This window comes from Copranaerobaculum intestinale, assembly GCF_009831105.1.
Lineage (GTDB): Bacteria > Bacillota_I > Bacilli_A > Erysipelotrichales > Erysipelotrichaceae > Copranaerobaculum > Copranaerobaculum intestinale.
The window spans coordinates 662,357-684,320 of record NZ_WUUQ01000002.1; the positions used below are offsets into that span (position 1 = coordinate 662,357).

Genomic DNA, 21,964 nt, shown 5'->3' on the forward strand with positions numbered 1-21,964 from the left:
AAATCCTATTTCTGAAGAAATTTTTTAACCTGCTCTGCCATTTCTTCCACACACTTCATGCGTATTTCATTACGAGAACCATGCATTTGCAGGGTAAAGGTGACGGCTCGATCACCATCGGCAACCGCACCGCATACCATACCGGCCGGTTTGCCTTCCAGCACATCCGGACCGGCGTTTCCGCTGACGGAAACACAGAGATCACATCCCAGCAAAACCCGGGCTTTCACTGCCATCTGCAAAGCGGTCTCCTCGGACACGACCCCATACCGTTTTATCACATCGGTATCAACCTTCACCAAATCCGTTTTCACCGCCGTCTGATAAGTAACAATGGCCCCTCGCAGCACCTTGGAGGCACCGGGCATTGAGGCGAGGGTACTGGCAAACAGTCCGGCGGTCATACTTTCACAGGAACCGATCGTATAGCCAAGTTCCTTCAGCAATGTGAATAGTTCTTCCATTATTTGCTCTCCAGAATAATATCTTTCAGCTGCATGAAATAACTGATACCGGAGATCACACTGACAATCGTTGCCAGCCATAAAAAGAAGTCAGCCATTGGAAAGCGCATCAATTCAAACGGCAGATTATTCAGCAAAAACAATAGAATCGCCGTCATCTGGGTCACTGTTTTGATCTTTCCCAACATCCCCGCGGCTACGACCACGCCCTTGGAGCTGGCATTCATTCGCAGTCCGTCAACGATGACATCGCGCCAAATCATGATCAATACCGGCACTACCGGCATGATTGAAGACGCCGCAAACAGTATCAGCATCGTATTTACCAATAATTTATCAGCGATCGGATCCATGAATTTGCCAAGTGATGTTACCAGATTATGCTTACGCGCCAGATAACCATCCAGAAAATCCGTAAAAGAAGCCAGTGCGAAAAGCACCAGCACAATAATATTTGTTAAACGAAGCGATACAAATCCGATTTGATATTCCGGAATGACAATTTGAAACTGCGCATAAGGAAAAATATAAATCAGCGCAATGACCGGCACCAAAGCGATTCGCAGCAGCGTTAATTTATTCGGTACATTCATTTTCTACTGCCCCTTTTCATCAAAATACAAATTCGCCGGACTCGGATTGCCGGTAACCGTACTGTCTAATTTCACAGCAGTACCGTTGATTTTAATTTCATGTGCAGTCATATTGCCATAACGCAGCATGATCTGGGAACCGGCCTTAAAGGCAGTCTTATAGGTTGCCGTCTCTCCACTCTTATATATTTTGGAAGCAGGCTCGCCCTGCTGAACATTATCCAGGCTCAAAGCAAACCACACATCGGACTGAAAGGTCAATTCCATTGTCAGCTCATCGCCGTCCTTTAGTCCTGAAACCTCGAAATGATAGCCATCCGTCGTCTGCTTAATGGTTACCGCGTCGGCTTTTGGCTTAGCATCGTCAGGCTTGTCCTCTTTATCCTTTTCCTCGGGCTTCGGTTTTTCAACAACCGGTGCTGAATTGTCTTTGGGTGCATCACTTTTGCCAAGCTGGGGGAAGATATAAATAACGGCCAATACCAGACACACAGCAATAACCGCTAGGATACCGATTAATGTAATCAAGGAGAAATCCGGCTTATGATGCTTTTTCACGCCCTTGATTGAAGCAGTCTGCATCGGCTTACTGATCGATTTCGCATTCTTGGCAACATTTGCTTCTATCTGTTCATGATCCTTCGCTACCTGCATCGTAAAGGTGGCGGTATAGTCATTTATCGACTCCTGAAGCATCGGTTTAATTTCATCAAAATCAATTCCCAGCACATCGCAATAGGAGCGTAAAAAATATCGAAGATAAGAAAGATCATCCTTAAAATAAGAGATATCGCCTTCTTCGATGGCATGTATATATTTAATGGTCAGACGTGTTTTTGCTGATATTTCTTCTACGGTAAACCCTTTTTCCAGACGTTTTTCTTTTAACAAGTTTCCGATTTTTTCCATAGTACACCTCATTAGAATCTATTATTTATTATTATACCAATCTAAACAGAATATGTAAATTATAAAAGGGGAAATCATATGTTTCCCCTTACTTTCACACGTTATAAGCCATGTTCTGTACTTCCCGCTCAGGAAGTGGCAGCCATTTATCTACATATTGCTATGTCCCGGAGTTCTTTTCGGTTCAATCCTCCAGGTTCCCCTACCAAATTTGGGTTTCTCGCTTGCGGGGTTTACCCGTTCCATCTGCACAGTTTCCCATGCAGCTCGTCTCTGTGGCACTTTTACAGAAGTGTTTCCTTAGTGAATCACCTTAGGATAGCTTCGGCCGTCAGGCTTTCGCCTGCCTGGACTTATCGTTTGATCCAGCGCAAACACTACCGTCATCACAGACGGTGCGAGCATGGACTTTCCTCTAGCTGATATCAGCCAGCGACTGCCAACGTGTTGTAAATATTACTGATTGCTTTTCTTGAATACTTCGTTTTCCAGCCGGGACAACCGTTTCAGGATATCCACCTGGCTGCCCTGCGGCAGTTCCCCATTAACAGCATTCTTACCTTCCAGCTCTACAATTTTAGCCTTTAAGGCATTGATCTGACGTTCATATTCATTCAAATGACTTCCCAGCTCAGCAATCGCCTCATTATACTGCTGATAATCAGCCATTACCAAATCGAGAAACTCATCCACTTCAACAGAGGAATAGCCCTTGAAATCCACATTGAACTGTTTATCCAGAATTTCTTCCACTGTCAATTTATAGCGTTTTTCCATTTCTATTTCACCTGCCACACGTATAGTATCACAAAAATCATGTGAAAAAGCAAGCGAAAAAAACGATGAACTTACGGGCATTAGTGGAAATATAAAAGAAAATTGTTTATAATAGGGAAAGGGTGATGCTATGATCGGATATCCCAATAAGAAAAGCCCTGCTATTAAGCAGAGCTCCCCTACTACTTATCAGGGGCGAGGCATGAGCTTAGAACACGATCTCAATATCAGCAATACATATTATCGAGAAGTGAAACGGGCACTGATTCATAAAAAGCCGACGCCGGTGCAGGTGGTAAGAGTGGATTATCCCAGCCGTAACTGTGCTAAAATTGTAGAGGCGTATTACAAAACGCCCAGTACAACGGATTATAATGGCATTTACCGCGGACGGGCGATTGACTTTGAAGCGAAAGAGACAAAGCAGAAAACGCTGTTTCCCATGAAGTATATTCATGAACATCAGATACATCATCTGGAACAGGTGCTGTATCACGGCGGCATTGGCTTTGTGATCATTCGCTTTATTCATTACAATGAGACGTATGTACTCGATGCCCAGATCATGATTGACTGCTATCGTGATGAAAACCGTAAATCCATCACCTATCAAGAGGTGAAAAAACAGGGTCTGTTGATTCGTGAGGGACTCACTCCTCGTCTTCGTTATTTAGATGCTGTCGACGAGCTGTATTTCAAGGAGGCTAACAACCATGAACGATAAGAAAAAAATAAAAAATGATAAGACAAAGGCACCTCGCAAGCGGATGTCAAAGCGCCGCATTCTCAACTCCGTGGTAATCGTATTTTTATCACTGGTGCTGATCGGCGGTGTGACAACCTTTTTCATTTTAAATCAGGTCATCAATGATGCTCCTGCTTTGGATGCGAGTTCTTTAAAATCCGGAGAAGCTACTCAATTATATGATAAGGATGGAAAAGCCTTTACTTCACTGGGTAATGAAAATCGAAAAAACATTAAATATGAGGATCTGCCCCAGAGTGTTATCGATGCATTTCTGTCGATCGAAGATTCCCGTTTCTTTGAACATAATGGATTTGATCTTCCCCGCTTTATGAAAGCGGCAATGGAAAACCTGTCGGCTGGTAATTTGGGACAGGGCGGCTCCACTTTGACCATGCAGCTGATTGATAACGCAATCATGACAAAGCTGGAAAAAACAGATCCGGCAACCTCATCAATAAAAAAGATCGAGCGTAAAATTCAGGAAATCTGGCTGAGCTTGAAGCTTGAAAAGGATTCTTCCAAACAAGAAATTATGGTCGATTATCTGAATAAAGTAAACTTCGGTAACGCCGCCCGCGGTATTCAGCGCGGTGCCGAATACTATTTCGGCAAGGACGTACAGGATCTGACCCTTTCTGAATCTGCCTTTTTGGCCGGGGTCATCAATGCTCCTAATACATACAACCCGTATAAGAGCGCTGTCTATAACTATACGACCAAAGATTGGACCGATCATTACCAATTGGCGGAGCAGCGCCGCAACCAAACTTTAAAGCTGATGAACTATCATGGCTTCATAACCGATGAAGAATACAAATTAGCAAAATCAACGAAGCTGGCATTCCAGCTGAACGGCGAAAAAACGTTTAACACAGATCCTTATCAGGGTTATATCGATACCGTACAAAAAGAAGTCCTAGAGTTGACAAACGGCAAGGTGGACATCAATACCGGCGGATATAAAGTATATACCGGTATGGACCTTGGAGCGCAGGAGCTGGCTGATTCTATTTTAAACGGTACCGCTGACATCAATTATCCGGATGATTCCTATTTCCAGACCGGCTTTACCCTGATGAATAATCAGACCGGTGAGATTATCGCTGTCGGAGCCGGACGTAACTATACCGGCGATGAGCGGACAAACTACGCAAATGATATGCGGCAGCCTGGTTCCAGCATCAAGCCGCTGCTGGATTATGCTCCTACCTTTGATTACCTAGGCTGGGCAACATCCATGACACTGGAAGATACGCCGATGACGTATCGCGGGACCAATATTCCATTATATAACTACAGCCGTACCAATGTCGGAGACGTGACAATGGGCGATGCGGTTGCTCACTCTCTCAACACCACGGCAATGCAGTCACTCGAAGAGCTTGTCGATAAAGTCGGGGTTGAAAAAATGCAGCAACTGATGATCGATATGGGCTTTGATAAAGATATTGTTAAGGATTTCGATCTCGGTTATTCAATCGGCGGTTCCAATATGCAGACGACAACCAAGCAAATGGCTGGTGCCTACTCCATCTTTGCCAATGGCGGTAAGTACATTACTCCGCATACGGTACGCAAAGTTGTGGATACCAAAACCGGAAAAGTGGTTGCCGAAACCGATTATGCAAATAAAACAAAACAGGTCATCTCCGGTGATGCAGCCTTCATGATGTCGGATCTGCTGAAAAACGCGGTTGACGGCAACTGGAACAACCTGCTTCAAATTCTGCGCAGCAACTATCCGGTTTATGCTAAGAGTGGTACCAGTGACTGGGGTACGGAAGGCTCTGTTTATGGAATCCCTACCGCCGCCATGAAAGATAAATGGATCTGTGCCTACACCAGCAACTATACGATAGCGACCTGGGCAGGTTATGAAAATAAAGTAAGTGATCCGGCTTCCATTAATTATGTAACCGATGCGGTGATGAATATGAACGTGCCGGGACAGATATCTCATAAGATGCTTGACTATATGTCGACCCAAACGAATCTTTCGGCGATTCAACAGCCGAGCACAGTTACAAAAATCACGCATATCAAGGGCTTGTATCCGTATACTGCCGCTCCGGAAGGAACTCCTTCGGACATGCTGATCACCGGATACATCCGTTCTAAATTTGCGAAACTGGCAAGTGCTCCAAGTGCCGATCAATTATCAGCTCCAAGCAGCTTTACCGCAAAATTGACCGACAGCACTTCCGATACATTAGAATTAAAGTTTGCGGCGTATCCGGATGCGGATAAACTAAAAGAGGGATCGCACACGAAAACCTTTACCCGCAATGGCATCAAATGGTCCGGACATGCCTTCTATGATCCGACCGATTTGTTTGGCCGTGTCATGTATAAAGTAGATGTTACGATTGACGGATCAAAAGTAGGAACCTACTCCTTCGATAAAGAATCCGCTACACAAACAATTCCGATACCTGCTGGCAAAACCGCTAAGGTCTGCGGCTATTACGGATATAAAAATACGACTAACGGACAAAGCAGTTCAGTTTGTGTGAACGTAACCAGGGATGCAGATACTGAGGAACCTGATCCTACACCAGACCCTGATCCAAATCCAAATCCGGATGACAACACCAATCAAAATGGCAAAACATTATACAATGTGTTCACCTATCTCTATAAGCGAATCAGTTAATTAAAAAACACGCAGTTTATCCATGATATGCAATCAGAATTCATATCACCGATAGCTGCTTTTTTTTACCGCAAAAGCAGAAGATTAAAAAAGGACAGATTGTTTCTGTCCCATCTATCAGCCTTTTGTCTTACGGTATGCTTCCAGTTTATCTTTCTTGCAGAAGGAGACAAACGGACAGCCTTCACACTGAGGATTTCTGGCAGTACACATATATCGTCCAAAAAAGATGAACAGATGATGCGCACGGTTCCAACGTTCACGCTTGATCTTGCGCTTCAGCTTTGTTTCCACTGTTTCTACGCTATCCTGTACTTTGGCAAGACCCAACCGTTTGGATATGCGCTCTACATGTGTATCCACAGCCAGTGCCGGGATATCAAACCAGACACTGCGAACAACATTCGCCGTTTTGCGTCCTACCCCGGAAAGCGACGTCAGATCTTTCATGCTGCTAGGCACCTCACCCTGAAAATGTTCCATTAAAGACTGAGCCAGTCCGATGATCATTCGAGATTTATTATGATAGAGGCCGATTGTTTTAATATATCCCTCCACCGCTTTTACATCTGCCATAGCCATCGTGCCTGCATCCGGGTATCGTTCAAACAGAGCTGGTGTAACCCGATTTACAGACTGATCCGTTGTTTGGGCAGATAATACCACCGCTACAATTAATTGAAAAGCATTTTGATGATACAGTTCACATTCCGCGTTTGGAAAGCGTTCCTCCAGAAGATCCAGAATTTCATCCGTTGTCATTATCGTTCCCCCCGTTCCAATTGTTCTGCGTTTAATCCCCGCCGTTTCCATTCCGCTAAGATGCGGTCAATATAATCAAGACTGCGCGTATTGTATAAATCCGCTTCCCGCAGCGCGTATTCAATCATGGCCTGTTCATACGTCTGCATCCATTCTGCAATGCGCTGCATTTCAACTGATGACAGTGGTCTTGCAAACACCGACTCGAACATATCGAACAATGATTCACTGATGGTGACAGAAGGTTTCCTTTGTTCTTCAAAAATTCCGTCGATTGAAAATTCAATCGTTCCCTGCTGATAAAGAATTTGTAAGTATCCCTTATTTACCAGGGTTGAGAGTAATTCATCCACTTCCTGATCATCAATCTTCAGCTTGGCCGCCAGCACGGCATGTGAAATAATTAAGCGGTGCTCATTCATAAAATCAATCAATAGGAGAATCATGCCCTCCTGTGCTGTCAAGGTTAATGATTCAAAACGATCCAGCAAAAAATCCCTGCGATTGACAAAACGCTGGGTCCACCATTTCTCACTCATACCGTTTCCTCCCGATAATACACCTGCTTCAAGGAATCAAAATCATAATATACCGTTTGATGCTTCCCTGTCACGATATATACGGCATTCTTATAGCCATATCCCAATGTCACCTTTGCCTCTTTCAGCTGATATGTATCTATGGCTTTTTGCATTGCTTCCTCACGTCGGTCTTTCTTGATACTGCGTTTCATCAGCAGCTTACCATCCTGATCAAACCAGTAATCGTAATTGCTGCTGTGACCACTGTAGGTCACATAATGAAAAGCATGGCGCTCTACCGCCTCAATGTTCTTATAGTCCTGCGCGATCTTAACTTTGACAGCGGCAATATCTTTTTCATATTTCTGATTCGGACCGGTGATAAATACTGATATTTCAACAATCAGCACTCCCGCCAAAATCAGCAGTAAAAGCAATGTTACAACTATATTTCGCATGCGGCTATGCATATACACACCTCAATTTCCATTTTATTATACAACATTTCACTGCATATGTATCATAAAATACTTACCTGTTTCTACCCCTAAGAAAAAAGTCCCTGACGGACTTATTCAAAATTCATTACCGCGCACTCTACAAAAGCGGCTGATCGTTTCGATGCGATATCGGCGTACTGAAGAAAATCCATATGAGAATTTTCATGGCAGGCAACGTCGGATAAAGAGCGAACCACTACAAACGGACAGTGATAATGGTTTGCAACCTGGGCGATCGCTCCGGCTTCCATTTCACAGCACATCGCTTTGGGATAAAGTCTTTGTATCCGATCCATCTGCTCACCAGCTGTAATAAAGCGATCACCACTGGCGATCAGTCCGATGAACACCTCATGCGCTTCCTCCTGAATCGCTTTTTGAACCATCTCCACCAGCTTTGCATCAGCCTTAAAATACATGCCGATACCAGTTTCACCATCAAGTGCTGATGTATCGAAATCATGCTGAACTACCTGTTCACCGATTACAATATCCAGGATATGTTCTTCCGGCCGGATTCCTCCGGCGGTTCCAATGTTGATGATTGAATCAATCGCAAAATGCTCCAGCAGTATGGTTGTGGACATCGCTGCGTAACCTTTTCCCACCCCGCTCATCATCAATACAACATCACGGCCAGCTAAGCTACCAAGCGTAAATGAAATACCGCTGATGATCTGCCGCTCGGATTTTTGCATACGCATTTCCAATGCATCTCTTTCTAGTTCCATCGCCGCAATGATTCCAATCATACTCATTTCTCCTTTTTCGCAAGATAAAAATATTTCTCTCCCGGCTGAATCCCAGGCTTTTTAAAATCGGTCATGACCTTCCAAGAAAAACCGCATTCCTCCAGCTGCTCCTTTAAAAAAGAAGGGGCAAAGACTCTCTGGATATGCTGTTCATGATGGGTAACCCCGTTTTCATCAAAAAACAGAAAGTTTTGATAGAGCCGATCCTCCTGTGCGAGAATACTCCACTCATACTGTACCTCATGCAGCGATCCCTCTTCCAGATATTCATCTTCAAATTCTTTCAGCCGATCCAATGAATGCGTATCAAAAATAAAACAGCCTCCTGGCTTCAATGCCTGGTAAGCATTATGAAAAAAAGCGTATACCTGTTCATCTTCAAGCAGATAGTTGAAGCTGTCACACAGACAGATCACACCATCATACAATTCATTCACTTCAGCCGGAGCACACATATCCTGTATCTGCCAATGAACCAGTTCACTTCCCGGTTTGGCTCGTGCGCTTTGAAGCATCGCTTCACTAATATCCCCTGCTGTGACAGCATACCCATCCTTTGCCAGGGCGATTGCCATATCACCGCTGCCGCACGCATATTCCAGAATCGATCCAGCGTTAATCTGCTTTTTGATTTCATTCTTCCAGAACAGTGTAGTTTCTTCATCACCGACCAGCTCGTCATAATAAACGGCCAGCGCCTGATACATCATAGAGCTTCTAATCGCGGAACATCGGCATACAGCTTTTCTAAGCCATAATGCTCCCGTTCCTCTTCCAAAAATACATGGACCACGACATCATGCAGATCGACCAGCACCCAGCGGCTTTCTCTTGTTCCCTCAATGGCTCGAAGATCATAGCCCGCTTCCTTTGCGCTGTCTACGACATGATCGGCCAACGCCCATACCTGTCGCTGATTGGATGCGCTCGCAATCACGACATATTCCATGTATGGATTGATCTCACGAAAATCGTATACCGTGATGCGGTTGGCCTTTTTCTCATCCAATGCATGTACTGCTTTTTTTAAAATTTCATTCATGTACTGCAATCTCCTTTTTATGCTCTTGTTCGATATATGCCTGCTGCTGTCGCTTAACTTCCTGATAGCCCAGCCTCAGGTTATGTTTACACAATTCAATTTCCCGGCTGCTGTCATAGCCGCGGCCTCGTTCCAGCTTATCCGCCGCAAACAGAATCATTGCCAGCTTAGTGGAATCACTGCCCAGCACATGCCAGCGAATTGCATACGTTATTTCACGATCATTTATTTGATAATAGCGTTTCACATAACGGGATGCAATAAAACCATGCCAGATTGCCGGAGCGCTGTTAAGCCACTGCGGTTCCATATGACGCATCCATATTCTGGCTTTTTCATAAGGCCATTCCTTACATACATCATGCAGAATACCAGCCAGATAAGCTTGTCTAGTATCCAAGCCATGAACCGCTGCCAGCTCCACACACAGCTCGGCAACCCGTTTTGAATGGGAAAAGCGTTTCTCACTCATCGTATGCGAAACGATCTCATCCATATACAAGCCATGTTCACCGATATAGCGCCGTACCGAATACGGCAGAATCGACAGCTCATTGGATCGCGCCATCGTACTGCTGATGGGCATTGGCTTCATCGTCATCTGCTGAATGGGAAAATCATGCTTGGTAATATTAGTTTGATCCCCGCGGGGATATACGCATATTGAAACAAGCCGAGCAAGTGTTTCAATATCCTTCCATTGTGCCAGCTGAGCTTCCTGATCACTTCCGATCAACCAGTAAAATGTATGCTGGGGATAACGCCGAATTAATTCCTGTACCGTATCAATCGTGTAGGAAGCACCGCCGCGCTCCAGCTCCAGCGTAGATAACCGCATATGACGGTAAGGAGCGATCGCCAAGCGGATCATCGCTGCCCGATGATGATTCTCGCTGAGAGAACGATTTTTCAAAGGCGTTTGTGCCGTAGGCATGAACCATACTTCATCCGCAAATTGCTTCCTTGCACATTTTGCGATTTGCAGATGGGCCTTATGAATCGGATCAAAGCTTCCTCCCAGTATTGCGATCCGCATATCAAAGCCCCAGTTTGTTTTTATCAGAACGGCGATACAGCACCAGCGTACGGCCGATGATCTGGACAATGTCGCTGTGCGTTGCGCTAGCCAAATCCAAAGCTGCCTCCTGTACGGAAATCGGACACGTTTTCAAAAGTGAAAGCTTTACTAGCTCGTGCGCTTCCAGCGAATCATCGAGAGTTTTGATTAAGTTTTCACGAATTCCATCTTTACCTACCTGAAACAACGCCTTTAATCCATGCGCCATACTGCGCAGTGTTTTCTTTTCTTGTTTAGTTAACATCACATCATCGCCTTTCTGCATGTCACATGGACATCCTTATGTACGTAAACTCGCAATCCCTTTACTTGACCGCTGATGCAAAACCAGCCAAGACCATGGATCACTATATCGATTTTATCTGAATGCTTGGGAAAATTGTAAGCCTTCATCTCCCGGAAGTTTTCATTTAAACTCGGTGAGAGAAGCTCATGTAAATGCTGTTCCCACAGCCCATCAGCTTTTTCCTGCTTGGATCGGTGCATCGGTAAACTATCCGCAAAATATCCGACACAGCTGACAGCCTCACAGCCGAACAGATCCAGCCGTGCCAATCCGCCCACTGACAGCGTTTGATCACCGCGCAGCTGATAGACACGGGCTTTTAAAGCCCGCTGTGGAATGACCGTTTTCAGCCATTCATCATCAACATGGGTCAACAAGCTGTCATTTCGCGTTAATCCGGGAGTATCGTAAATACAGTAATCTCCCATTGACAACTCATTGAAATCCAGGGTCGTCCCCGGATGACGTGATGTCGTCAGATGCTGATTGGGAATAAGCGCATTCAGCAAAGTGCTTTTACCGGCATTTGCCATCCCCATGATAACCACATCACGACCGTTTCGATATCGCTCAATTGCTTCCTTAACCGCATCCAATGAACCATTATAATCAGCAAACGCATGCTTCACCAGATCACCGCAAATGACAATACCATCTACCGTGAGATCATTTTCTTTTAATCGCTGAATCAAAAATCGGCTCAGCTTTTCATTTCCCAGCGTATCGGGAAGCAGATCCCGTTTGGTCGCAACCAGGATAATATCTTTTCCGCGCAGCCTTCGATTCATACCGCTGATCAAATTTGCTTCCAAGTCAAACAAATCAACAACCCACACTACCAGCGCATCCAGCTGTTCGATTTTTTCCAGTACCGCATCCGTATCAATGCCCTGTTTCATAGAAATCATGACATCATCATAATGAGTTATGCGAAAACATCGCTGACAGAAGTCCTTTTTCAAATCTGGTGTATAGCCGATCGCTCGCTTATCCGTATCCTGAAGCACTACTCCGCATCCTTTACAGCGTCTCATCATCAAATTCACCTCGTATTAACAATTCCTTATGTTCTAACAGCCGATAGATCAAGTTTTCAAACAGCCGGTTGATCTTCGTCCATTTCAGATCACGGGTCACCACCGGCTTACTGAGAATCGTATAAAAATGTGCCAGATTACCACCCAGCATATCTGTCAGCAACTGATCACCTAGAACCGCGACCTCATCCCTTGATAATTTAAAATCCTTTAGAATCTGGTGATACTGCTTCTGAAACGGCTTTTTGGCAAAGGGATAATAAGGGATTCCCAAGGGTTTCGCAAATACCTTTACCCGTTCTTCTACATTGTTGGATACCAGAGCCATCAAAATACCATGCTCCTTCATTTTTTCAACAAAAGCAAAAACAGCCTCATCCGGATCGGCAACATCATGAGGCACCAGGGTATTATCTATATCACAGACCAGCAGCTTAATATGGTGCTGCTTTAAATAGTCTGGGTTCAGCAGTTGATAACTGCTGATATATAACTTCGGATAAAACCATTTCAACAATCTTGTATTCCTCCCATTTCTATTGCCTATTTTACCATATTTAAGGGGATAAATACCAGTAACTGTATTGACAGCTTTCACATTTCTTTTATGGAATTAAAAACAGCCTTACCTCTACAGTATGGCTGTTTGAAAATGATTGAAAATCCAGCTTATAGAAATTTATCGAGCTCTCGCTCAATTTCCGGAACTTTTTTTATCCGAGGATGGTCTATGATCCTACCGCCTGCCACAACCATATCGATTGTTCGTAATGCCTTCAGATCTTCCAGTGGATTTTCCGCGGTCACGATCAAGTCAGCACATTTGCCAATCTCAATCGAACCGGTAATAGCAGCAATCCCGGCAATTTGGGCATTGATCAGCGTTGCCGTATGCAAAGCAAACGCATTGGAAACATGACAGAACTTATGATAGTAAACAAGCTCTCTCCACATATCATAATGAGTTACATACGGACATCCGGTATCCGTACCCAAGCCAACCGGTATATTATTTTTCAGACAAGCCTTCGCACATTCGATGATGCCCTCAAAAACGATATTGCCATTATACTGTTCCAGCTTTGACGCATGTGAGATTGAACGATCAAACAGCGCATATGGAAGGGCGGGAGACAGTGTCGCTACTTGACATGCATGACGTTCTTGAAACAGTTTCAGGATCGTTTCATCCGGCTTTGCCCCGTGTTCGATCGTATCTACGCCATTTTCCAAAGCAACGCGTACCCCTTCCGGACTTTCGACATGTGCCGCCACCTGTAACCCCAGCCGATGTGCTTCCTCACAGGCTGCCTTCACATATGCCGGCGGCATTTTCAATACTCCCGGTTCCCCCTTCGCTTTCGCATCCAGTACCCCTCCGGTGATCATCAGCTTTATCAAATCCGGGCGGTCATTAGCAATCTTGTTTACATATGCACGCGCTTCCTTCGGACTGTTCGCAACATAAGCCAGCGATCCAGCCATATGACCATCCGGTACTGAAATCGCATAGTTACTGGCGAGGATGCGCGGCCCAATCATCCGTCCCGATGCGATCTTATCACGGATTTTTGTATCATAATCCTTAGCCCCGCCGACCGTACGAATCGTCGTTACTCCACTCATTAATTCCATTTTCGCATACTTTTCGCAAATCTTTTTGATTGCGATCAATACAATCGGATTTTTCGCAAGTTTTTTAATGCGTTCACCATTATCCTGCCCCTCTTTCAATGGCTTTCCGCTGCCCGGCAGATGCACATGTAAATTAATCAGTCCCGGCATGAGGTATTTTCCCTTTAGATCGACAAATTCATACCCGCTGATGTCTGTCCCCTTATCAACGATATCAACGATTTTTTCATGTTCAATCAATACGATCATATCTTTTTTGGGTTCCATGTTTAGCGTGCCGTCAAGTATGATCCCATTCCCATAAGCATATTTCATTCTGATATCCTCCTAGCTTCATTATCCATATTGTAATCCCAATTCGAAAGGGTTTCAATATAACAGAACAAAGGAATTCAAATCTGAATAATCAACTATACTTTTTTGTGATAAACTATTATTTGAAAAGGAGAAGCTTATGATACCTATTAATCGTGAATATTTATTAGACATAATGAAGCAGCTAATCGATACGCCTAGTCCGGTCAGCTACAGCGAACAAATCATGCCGTTAATGGAGGCTCTGGCAAAGAATCTTGGCTATGAGCTAACCTATGACCGCAAGCACACGGCCTATATCACCCTGGATGGTGAGGATAATTCGCATACGATATGCGTTGGTGCTCACCTCGATACATTAGGACTGATCGTTCGTCATATCAACGCTGATGGAACCATTGCCACCCGCAATTTAGGCGGTATCAATTATGCCAATCTGGAGGGTGAAAGTGTTACAGTCATCACCAGAGAGAACCAAACCTTCACCGGTTTGCTCGCCTGCACCTCCCATTCTACCCATGTGTTTGACGATGCCCGCACGCTGATTCGAGATGAAAACACTGTGATCATCACTTTGGACGAACCAATCACTTGTGCGCAGGATGTGCGCAGACTTGGTATTGAACACGGTGATATCATCTGGCTGGAGCCGCATTTTCAGGTTACGAAAAGCGGTTATGTAAAATCTCGATTCATTGATGATAAAGCAGCGGTTGCGGCTGTCTTTGCCGGACTGGACTATTTGAAGCAAAATCAGTTAAAACCACATTACCGCACAATACTCGCATTTCCGATGTTTGAGGAAATCGGACACGGTGGCGCCGTTGTGCCTGATGAGGCAGAATCCTACGTAGCCCTTGACATCGGTCTGATCGGGCCTGATTATAACAGTGATGAATTCACCATTTCCATCTGCGCAAAAGATAATTATACCCCCTATGATCGTGCCCTCACCACACATCTGATCAAGCTCGCAAAGGCTGAGAAGATTCGTTATTGTGTAGATATTTTCTATCGTTACGGCACTGATGCCAGCGCTGCTCTGCGCTCCGGCAATAACCTCTATGCGGCAGCCTTCGGCATGGCTTGCTATGGAAGTCATGGAATGGAGCGCTGTCATGTTAGTGCGATTGAGAATACCGCCCGTTTATTTATATCCTATCTGCTTGATCCAATTTTCTAGGAGCGCTAAATGCTCCTTTTTTTATTGACATGATTTTTAGAATATTTACATATACATAGGTTAGGTGATCATGATGTTTACTACAATCTTTGAAGTTTTGGCCAATGCCCTGTGCTTTGTCGGATATATTCGCAGCAATTCTTTCCAGCAGCCGCTCAGCAAGGAAGATGAGGCAAAGTATCTTGCCTTGCTTCCCGAGCATGATGAAGAAGCGCGTAATATGCTGATTGAACACAACCTGCGGCTGGTTGCACACATTGTAAAAAAATACGATATTAAACGCGAGCAGACAGAAGATCTAATCAGCATTGGAACGATCGGTTTGATCAAAGCTATCGATTCCTTTAAGCCTGAAAAAGGCCATAAATTAACTACCTATGCATCACGCTGCATTGAAAATGAAATATTGATGTACCTTCGCTCCTCCAAAAATTATTTTCAGAATGTATCTTTAAATGAACCGATTGCGACGGATAAGGACGGCAGTGAAATCACCCTGATCGATGCAATCAGCGCTCCGGAGGATAAATCGGTCATTGAAAACATGATTCTTGAGGATAATATCAAAAAGCTGAAAACCTATATCTACGTATTGGATTCACGAGAACTGGAAATCATTACGAAACGCTTCGGACTATTCAATCAGCGGGAACAAACACAGCGAGAAATTGCCAAGGAGCTGCATATTTCCCGTTCCTATGTATCCAGGATTGAAAAACGCGCTTTTATGAAAATTTACCGCGAATTCAAAAAAGCTGAAAAAAAAGATGCCTAAGCATCTTTTTTCATGACCCAAGGATCATCGCAGTCAGATCCATCGGTTCAACATACTTTCCGTCCTTATAGACACGCATATTTCCGGAAGCAATCTCATCAATTAAAATAACATTCTCTCCATTATATCCGTATTCAAATTTAATATCATACAGATCTAGGCCTTTTTCTTTTAAATCATCAGCGACAATTTTAGTAATAGCCAAAGTCATGGCCTTCACTTTTTCATACTGCTCCTCATTCATGACCTGAAGAATGGCTAGTGCATCCTTGGATACGATCGGATCACCCAGATCATCATTCTTGAAGGTCATTTCCACAAAGCCGCCGGGCAGCTCAGCACCTTCCTTAATATATTCCCCATAACGACGGAAAAAGCTTCCGACAGCACGATAACGGCAGATTACTTCTAAGCCATGACCAAACGGTGTTGCTTTCAGCACTTCCATGGTTGCGTCATCAACATCAGCACTTACATAATGAGTCTTAATGCCGGCCGCATTGATTTTCTCAAAAAAATGAATACTTGTTTTGAGGTTTTCTTTACCGATACCTTCAATGCTTAAACCGACTGTATTGGCACCCGGATCAAATTTACCGTTTTCTCCGGTAACATCATCCTTGAACTTCAGCAGGCAATTGCCGTTTGGCAAAGCGTAGACCGTTTTCGTTTTACCTTCGTATACTTTTTCCATGTTATCCTCCATATGTAAAAATTTACACGCCTATTGTATCACAGGATATTCTTCAAGCATAGATTTTTTTAACCCTTGATTCGTTTTTTTTACTGTAAACGGTTACCCGAAAGAACGCATGCTTCCCCATGATTTTTTCGATCACGATTGTCAATTTGAAAGGATCGGCGCGCTGGATTCCCCTCACACCGCAGGATTTCGTTATTTAATGTATCATAGATCACCGACCAGACAGTATCTTTGCCAGCAGCTCGATCATACTGACATAAAAAGCCATGCTTACCCGATAATACCTCCCTGCCATATGCTTGAAGCGCGGACGCGGGGATGTTACGCAAAGCCTCGATTGCCGTTTCATATCGAAGATCAGAGTACCAGTCATCAATTGAGGTATTTCGTTTTTGTTTCAAGACCTTACTGTGGAAAGCATTGACCGCAGCTAAGCAATCCGGCTCCTCTAGCACGATCATGGATTCACAATCACATTCCACAACAGCACCATGCCCCGATCCATCGATCATCGTAAGCGTTTGGGCAGAAGCAATCGGCAGTAATTTCAGTTGTTCCAGCGCTTCCTTCGTACTGCGACAGCGCTCCAGCAAATATCGTACCAACATGCCCGCATTAAGTCCTGGTTTGATCATTTCCGGATAAACCGATGTCAAGCCGATCGCGAATCGCTGTTCATTCATGCCATCCTCGATTTCCACAAACGCTGTCGTATTGCCCTGAAAAGAAAAGCAATCATCTAATTGATATATTACATTCGCATACAAGTTTTCTAATGAAGTCAAAAAATCACTGTTGCGGCACAGCAGATACGCATTGTCGTTCTTCATGATCATACAAGTGCATTTATGCTTCGGCTGGATACAGTACATGCTATATAACACTGCTGTCAATGACTCATAGGTGATCCTCTGTCCGTCAGCTATTCCCTGTATTTCCGCCACCACATTAGGACAATACCGCTGATAAAACGGATCACAGGCAGCCGCGAATTTTCTTCGTTGTTCATCCAGGTCAAAGGGAACCTGCTCCAGCAGCCTGATGCCATGATCAAATATTTGCCTGCCCCATTTAAAGCCCGCTTCATAGGGCTTACCTTTCATGTGTAAATGAACCATATGTAAACACTCCTTTTTCCAGGAGTTACCGGTAACTCTAATACAACATAACCCGATAAAAATTTCCTGTCAATGCAAAATCGTATGTAAATTTAATCATATTTTTCTTTCATTTTTATCATAAAAAGCTCCCGGTTTCTAATATAAAGCAAGGTCTCAAAACCCGGTTAAAGGATTGTAAGGTTAAGAATGACGGCCCTTAACCATCCTCGAAATGATTGACCGCGGGAACCTTCTTGATACTTAAACACATCACATGAAACGGAAACTGTATCCATTCAACCTTAGATTAAATATCGATTACATAAAACATATACAATCTCAAAAATAAAATATCCAATATCAGCCCTTTACAAATTCTCATATCGTTGTATATTTATACGTAATAAAAAGGGGATTTTACTTATGAATAAACAGGAATGGATCAAAGCATTCAAGGCTGCTTTTCCATACACCGTGCCGGTTTTGACCGGATTTCTGGTGTTGGGTATGGCATATGGCATTCTGATGCAGACAAAGGGATACGGCACTGGATGGTCGGTGCTGATGAGTGCTGTCGCGTTCTGCGGCAGTATGCAATTTGTGGCAATTACTTTATTGACGGCGGTTTTTGATCCGCTGCAGGCATTTTTACTGAGTATTATGGTAAATGCCCGTCATCTTTTTTATGGTCTTTCCATGCTTTCAAAATACAAAGGTATGGGCAAAGTCCGTCCCTTCCTGATTTATACGCTGTGTGATGAAACCTTTTCAATCAGTTATGGAATCACGCCCCCAGCTGATGTTTCCCCTCGCTGCTTCTATCTCGGGATCTCGCTCATGAATTATCTGTACTGGGTGCTCGGTACCTTCCTAGGCGGAACCGTTGGTTCCTTTCTGCACTTTGACACAACCGGTCTGGATTTTGTTTTGACTGCTCTATTTCTTGTATTGTTTCTGGAACAGTTTTATAAACAGGAGAATCGCAGCACTGCAATCATGGGACTGTTCGCCTCCGCTGTCTGTCTGCTCATCTTCGGCAGTGCCAACATGGTCATTCCGTCCATGATCCTAATTTTGTTGATTCTGCTGGCTGAAAGGAAACGCATATGCAGTTGAATACAGTTGAAACACTGATAACGATCGCAGCGATTGCGTTAGGTACCATGCTTACCCGATTCCTTCCCTTTCTATTATTTCCCGATCATCATCGGCCACCCGATACCATCCGTTATTTAGGAAGAACGCTGCCGCCGGCCATGATGGGATTGCTGATTATTTACTGCCTGCGCGATGTCTCCTTTGTTTCCATGCCCTATGGCATACCCGAACTGCTTTCTATTACTGTCATCGTGGTGCTGCATTCATGGAAACGCAATGTTTTGCTGAGCATCAGCGTCGGTACTGCTTTATACATGCTCCTGCTTCACTTATTTTAAAGAAAAACATCCGGTTTTCCGGATGTTAAGCAGTAAAACTTTTATAAAACAGCTCAAGGGCTGTTTTTTCATTGATGCGCTTCAACGCTTGTAAAAACAACGGCTTATCAAAGATAGCAAAATCAATATAACAGTGTTTGGTTCCGATACCGCTGCCGATTGTCCGGGCAATTCCAAGCGGATACAACAGTTCATGCAGTTCCTTTTCAATCTGTGCATTGCGTATGGCACTGGCTTCACTCTCATCTTTGCGATCATAATAGCAGTAGCCGTATTCCCCGCCTTTATCCTGAAAATCACGACAGCTGTCCTGTTCTTGATTTTGAAGCTCTTCAAATAAAATCGGATTGCTGGTGGCAAGAATCGTAATATCCTTGCGTAGTCCCATGGCCTTTACTTCTTCATTCAGCTTGTATACGGAATAGATAACGGTTGGATCACTGTAGGAAGTCCAATCCTGATCAATGACAATATCGCAGATATCTTCATAAAAATTAGGAAGCAGAACCACATTTTCATGATCGATCGGCGCTTCCAGAATCCGCAAGGAAGCGATGCGCGCCTCCAGCTCCAGTTCCCCGATGAAAAGCTCCAGAAGATAGCGGGCAATATCATATTGACGGACTTCATCCATGCTCTTGAAGGCTTCACAATACATTTGCACATGCATTGCTTTCATATTTGTATCAATATCATAATAGATTTTAAAATCAACCGGTGTATACTGTTGACCCTTGATGTTTAAAACGGTATGCATCGCCCGCTCACTGAGCGGCTGACGAAAAGCATTGATGATCCATTCGTCCACGATTGTATGCGGTGCTTCCTTTTTCAAGCATGCGCAGATATATTGCGCGGTTTTATTCATGCCCGTATCAAAAGTCAGTTCATAAAAGCCGTTGTCAGCCAATTCTACCTCACATTTGCATCCGGCGATCAGCATTAGCTGATCATTCAAGGTATCTAAAAGCACTTTCAGCGCTTCTCGATCCTCATTGCGGATTGCTTTCTGCAGATCTTTATGTATGGCCTCAAATTCTTCCCAAAAAGCCTTTACCATCTGTTTATTTGTCATTCGCTGTCTCCTCCCTGCAACGTCTGAGCATACAGTACTGTGATATTTTGAATCCATCATGCGTAATTGTTTTTACCAGAGCAAATCCAAATCGCTCATAATATTCTACATTGGACAGCTCATGAGTTTCCAATGTAATATCCATATGCTCCTCATCAGCACGTACAATCAGCTCCTCTACCAATTTTCGTGCATAGCCCATTCTTCGGCTGTCTTGGCAGGTGCACAGCAGATCCAGATGATAATACTGCCGCATTTTAAAATCCTTTACCCAGGCGCTGGTAAACATCCCGTAACAGCGCAATGCATGAAAGGCATCCTCAAAGCTTTTAAAGCGGAAAAGCAAGCTGAGCAGTCCTGCATTCAGCCGCAGCATCGACCAGATGTATGATGCGGCATGCCATAAACGGCTGTCATACGCGATCAAAATGCTATGCACCGCCATACTGTCCGCATACATGTGACAATACGGAGCAATGGCTTTGATGTAAAGCCGAAAAAATTGAAGCATGACAGCCATTCTGGTATTTTGATTGGGAAATGCTACCTCATAAAGCCGATCCTCATAAAAACCGGCAGCAAGAAGCTCATGAAGCTCTGCTATTTCCGGCTTACTCAGCGCATAACTCATGCATCCACGCTCGCTTCCATCAGCTTCAGCATCAATGTGCTTTTTGCGCTTGACCAGATATCACTTTCTTTTTCACCATGCAGAATCAAATCCGCAAAATGAGCAATCTCATATCGGAACTCCGCTTTGTCGTGAAGCTCCTCATACAGCTCTTCCTGTCCATCCTCATAACAATAAGCGCGCTCCGCCTTCCAGAAGTCCGGCACATAAATATGGCCTTTGGTTCCATAAATCATTGCATCGTTACGGGTATCTACGCCTATTCCACCACGTACGCTGGCCATGACTCCATCCTCATAGCGAAGCAATAGCTGGGTAATTTCATCGACACCGCTTGCTCCATCGAGATGCATCGCCTTTGCTTCAACGATCTTAGCCGATCTAAGATGCATCGTATAGGCCAATGGATAACAGCCTACGTCAAACATCCCCCCGCCGCTGTATTGCTTTTGAAAGACCCAGTGATTCATATCATCATGCGGAAACAAATAGCTGTAGCTCGCTTCCATATATTTGATGTCGCCGATTCTGCCATCCTCCAGCCAGCTTTTGACATGCTTGGTAACCGGCAGAAATACGGCTTTCATCGCTTCCATTAGGACACATTTCTGTTCCTTTGCATAGGCATATGCGATTTCCGCCTGTTTATGATTCAGCATAAACGGTTTTTCACAAATCACATGCTTATGATGCTTCAATGCTTCCATTACCAAATCAAAGTGCGTATGGGGCGGGGTCGCAATATAGACCGCATCCACCTGCTCACTGGAAAACAGCGCTTCATAACTGGTAAATACAAACGGTATTTGATATTCATCCGCATAGCGCAGAGCTTTTTGTTGATCGCGGGATGCGACAGCGGCCAGCTCGGCTTGGGGAACATGACGAAGCCCCTTCACAAAACGATGTGAAATTGTTCCGGGACCAATAATTCCAAATTTTACACACTGCATGTTCGTCACCTCTCGGTAACATATTATATCATGAAA

Annotated in this window: 26 protein-coding genes and 1 other RNA gene; 6 read left to right on the plus strand and 21 right to left on the minus strand. The window is 44.2% G+C overall.

Annotated features, from left to right (window positions below; all coding sequences use genetic code 11):
* Window positions 1–5: 5 nt before the first annotated feature.
* The 5 genes from GSF08_RS08015 to GSF08_RS08035 all read right to left on the minus strand — a co-directional run bounded on the left by GSF08_RS08015 (window position 6) and on the right by GSF08_RS08035 (window position 2,743).
* The gene (locus GSF08_RS08015; RefSeq protein WP_160625288.1) at window positions 6–464 is read right to left on the minus strand and encodes a CinA family protein; all 459 of its coding nucleotides are present in this window, start codon (window positions 462–464) and stop codon (window positions 6–8) included.
* On the minus strand, window positions 464–1,057 hold the full coding sequence (pgsA, locus tag GSF08_RS08020; protein ID WP_160625289.1) for a CDP-diacylglycerol--glycerol-3-phosphate 3-phosphatidyltransferase: 594 nt from the start codon (window positions 1,055–1,057) through the stop codon (window positions 464–466). Before pgsA ends, GSF08_RS08015 begins: the two co-directional genes overlap by 1 nt.
* A gap of 3 nt (window positions 1,058–1,060) precedes the next feature.
* Complete coding sequence (locus tag GSF08_RS08025) at window positions 1,061–1,966, minus strand: helix-turn-helix domain-containing protein (RefSeq protein ID WP_160625290.1); 906 nt, start codon at window positions 1,964–1,966, stop codon at window positions 1,061–1,063.
* Window positions 1,967–2,065: 99 nt separating this feature from the next.
* Window positions 2,066–2,414: RNase P RNA component class B (gene rnpB / locus GSF08_RS08030), an RNA gene on the minus strand.
* Window positions 2,415–2,422: 8 nt separating this feature from the next.
* Window positions 2,423–2,743 (minus strand): DivIVA domain-containing protein, encoded by a 321-nt coding sequence (locus GSF08_RS08035; protein WP_160625291.1) that lies wholly within the window; start codon window positions 2,741–2,743, stop codon window positions 2,423–2,425.
* A gap of 130 nt (window positions 2,744–2,873) precedes the next feature.
* Between GSF08_RS08035 and recU the strand changes: the two genes are divergently transcribed.
* Both recU and GSF08_RS08045 read left to right on the plus strand, forming a co-directional pair.
* Window positions 2,874–3,467 (plus strand): Holliday junction resolvase RecU, encoded by a 594-nt coding sequence (gene recU / locus GSF08_RS08040; RefSeq protein ID WP_160625292.1) that lies wholly within the window; start codon window positions 2,874–2,876, stop codon window positions 3,465–3,467.
* A complete protein-coding gene (locus tag GSF08_RS08045) occupies window positions 3,457–6,144 on the plus strand; it encodes a transglycosylase domain-containing protein (RefSeq protein ID WP_160625293.1) in 2,688 nt (895 codons plus the stop codon). Before recU ends, GSF08_RS08045 begins: the two co-directional genes overlap by 11 nt.
* A 117-nt stretch (window positions 6,145–6,261) precedes the next feature.
* On the opposite strand, the gene nth is transcribed toward GSF08_RS08045, so the two are convergent.
* The 11 genes from nth to GSF08_RS08100 all read right to left on the minus strand — a co-directional run bounded on the left by nth (window position 6,262) and on the right by GSF08_RS08100 (window position 14,072).
* Entirely contained in the window at window positions 6,262–6,906 is a 645-nt protein-coding gene (gene nth, locus GSF08_RS08050; RefSeq protein WP_160625294.1) for an endonuclease III, read from the minus strand.
* Complete coding sequence (locus tag GSF08_RS08055; RefSeq protein ID WP_160625295.1) at window positions 6,906–7,445, minus strand: DnaD domain-containing protein; 540 nt, start codon at window positions 7,443–7,445, stop codon at window positions 6,906–6,908. Before GSF08_RS08055 ends, nth begins: the two co-directional genes overlap by 1 nt.
* On the minus strand, window positions 7,442–7,897 hold the full coding sequence (locus GSF08_RS08060; protein ID WP_160625296.1) for a hypothetical protein: 456 nt from the start codon (window positions 7,895–7,897) through the stop codon (window positions 7,442–7,444). The genes GSF08_RS08055 and GSF08_RS08060 overlap by 4 nt, the downstream gene beginning before the upstream one ends.
* 101 nt (window positions 7,898–7,998) lie before the next feature.
* Window positions 7,999–8,679 (minus strand): 5'-methylthioadenosine/adenosylhomocysteine nucleosidase, encoded by a 681-nt coding sequence (locus tag GSF08_RS08065; RefSeq protein ID WP_160625297.1) that lies wholly within the window; start codon window positions 8,677–8,679, stop codon window positions 7,999–8,001.
* 2 nt (window positions 8,680–8,681) lie between these two features.
* Complete coding sequence (locus GSF08_RS08070; RefSeq protein ID WP_160625298.1) at window positions 8,682–9,389, minus strand: class I SAM-dependent DNA methyltransferase; 708 nt, start codon at window positions 9,387–9,389, stop codon at window positions 8,682–8,684.
* A complete protein-coding gene (gene rsfS / locus GSF08_RS08075; RefSeq protein WP_160625299.1) occupies window positions 9,386–9,721 on the minus strand; it encodes a ribosome silencing factor in 336 nt (111 codons plus the stop codon). Before rsfS ends, GSF08_RS08070 begins: the two co-directional genes overlap by 4 nt.
* Window positions 9,714–10,757: a nicotinate (nicotinamide) nucleotide adenylyltransferase gene (nadD, locus tag GSF08_RS08080; protein WP_160625300.1), complete on the minus strand. Its 1,044-nt coding sequence runs from the start codon at window positions 10,755–10,757 to the stop codon at window positions 9,714–9,716. The genes rsfS and nadD overlap by 8 nt, the downstream gene beginning before the upstream one ends.
* 1 nt (window position 10,758) lies before the next feature.
* The gene (yhbY, locus tag GSF08_RS08085; protein ID WP_160625301.1) at window positions 10,759–11,043 is read right to left on the minus strand and encodes a ribosome assembly RNA-binding protein YhbY; all 285 of its coding nucleotides are present in this window, start codon (window positions 11,041–11,043) and stop codon (window positions 10,759–10,761) included.
* A complete protein-coding gene (locus GSF08_RS08090; protein ID WP_160625302.1) occupies window positions 11,043–12,122 on the minus strand; it encodes a GTPase in 1,080 nt (359 codons plus the stop codon). Before GSF08_RS08090 ends, yhbY begins: the two co-directional genes overlap by 1 nt.
* The gene (locus GSF08_RS08095; protein ID WP_160625303.1) at window positions 12,106–12,639 is read right to left on the minus strand and encodes a YqeG family HAD IIIA-type phosphatase; all 534 of its coding nucleotides are present in this window, start codon (window positions 12,637–12,639) and stop codon (window positions 12,106–12,108) included. Before GSF08_RS08095 ends, GSF08_RS08090 begins: the two co-directional genes overlap by 17 nt.
* A gap of 152 nt (window positions 12,640–12,791) precedes the next feature.
* A complete protein-coding gene (locus GSF08_RS08100; protein WP_160625304.1) occupies window positions 12,792–14,072 on the minus strand; it encodes an amidohydrolase family protein in 1,281 nt (426 codons plus the stop codon).
* Between the two features lie 139 nt (window positions 14,073–14,211).
* Between GSF08_RS08100 and GSF08_RS08105 the strand changes: the two genes are divergently transcribed.
* A complete protein-coding gene (locus tag GSF08_RS08105) occupies window positions 14,212–15,255 on the plus strand; it encodes a zinc-binding metallopeptidase family protein (protein WP_160625305.1) in 1,044 nt (347 codons plus the stop codon).
* A 73-nt stretch (window positions 15,256–15,328) separates the two neighbouring features.
* The gene (sigK, locus tag GSF08_RS08110) at window positions 15,329–16,030 is read left to right on the plus strand and encodes an RNA polymerase sporulation sigma factor SigK (RefSeq protein ID WP_160625306.1); all 702 of its coding nucleotides are present in this window, start codon (window positions 15,329–15,331) and stop codon (window positions 16,028–16,030) included.
* A gap of 10 nt (window positions 16,031–16,040) precedes the next feature.
* On the opposite strand, the gene GSF08_RS08115 is transcribed toward sigK, so the two are convergent.
* Together GSF08_RS08115 and GSF08_RS08120 are read right to left on the minus strand one after the other, a co-directional pair.
* Window positions 16,041–16,724 carry a phosphoribosylaminoimidazolesuccinocarboxamide synthase gene (locus GSF08_RS08115; protein WP_160625307.1) on the minus strand — a complete coding sequence of 228 codons (684 nt, stop codon included), beginning with the start codon at window positions 16,722–16,724 and terminating at the stop codon, window positions 16,041–16,043.
* 89 nt (window positions 16,725–16,813) lie between these two features.
* Entirely contained in the window at window positions 16,814–17,851 is a 1,038-nt protein-coding gene (locus GSF08_RS08120) for a C45 family autoproteolytic acyltransferase/hydrolase (protein WP_160625308.1), read from the minus strand.
* Between the two features lie 405 nt (window positions 17,852–18,256).
* Between GSF08_RS08120 and GSF08_RS08125 the strand changes: the two genes are divergently transcribed.
* Together GSF08_RS08125 and GSF08_RS08130 are read left to right on the plus strand one after the other, a co-directional pair.
* Complete coding sequence (locus tag GSF08_RS08125) at window positions 18,257–18,949, plus strand: AzlC family ABC transporter permease (protein WP_160625309.1); 693 nt, start codon at window positions 18,257–18,259, stop codon at window positions 18,947–18,949.
* Entirely contained in the window at window positions 18,940–19,269 is a 330-nt protein-coding gene (locus GSF08_RS08130) for a branched-chain amino acid transporter permease (protein WP_160625310.1), read from the plus strand. The genes GSF08_RS08125 and GSF08_RS08130 overlap by 10 nt, the downstream gene beginning before the upstream one ends.
* 25 nt (window positions 19,270–19,294) lie before the next feature.
* Here GSF08_RS08130 and GSF08_RS08135 read toward each other — a convergent pair whose 3' ends face one another.
* From GSF08_RS08135 to GSF08_RS08145, 3 genes are read right to left on the minus strand one after another with little or no spacing between them, the layout of a single operon-like run.
* Window positions 19,295–20,344: a hypothetical protein gene (locus GSF08_RS08135; RefSeq protein ID WP_160625311.1), complete on the minus strand. Its 1,050-nt coding sequence runs from the start codon at window positions 20,342–20,344 to the stop codon at window positions 19,295–19,297.
* Complete coding sequence (locus GSF08_RS08140) at window positions 20,334–20,975, minus strand: GNAT family N-acetyltransferase (protein WP_160625312.1); 642 nt, start codon at window positions 20,973–20,975, stop codon at window positions 20,334–20,336. Before GSF08_RS08140 ends, GSF08_RS08135 begins: the two co-directional genes overlap by 11 nt.
* Window positions 20,972–21,928 carry a Gfo/Idh/MocA family protein gene (locus GSF08_RS08145; RefSeq protein WP_160625313.1) on the minus strand — a complete coding sequence of 319 codons (957 nt, stop codon included), beginning with the start codon at window positions 21,926–21,928 and terminating at the stop codon, window positions 20,972–20,974. The genes GSF08_RS08140 and GSF08_RS08145 overlap by 4 nt, the downstream gene beginning before the upstream one ends.
* Window positions 21,929–21,964 lie beyond the last annotated feature (36 nt).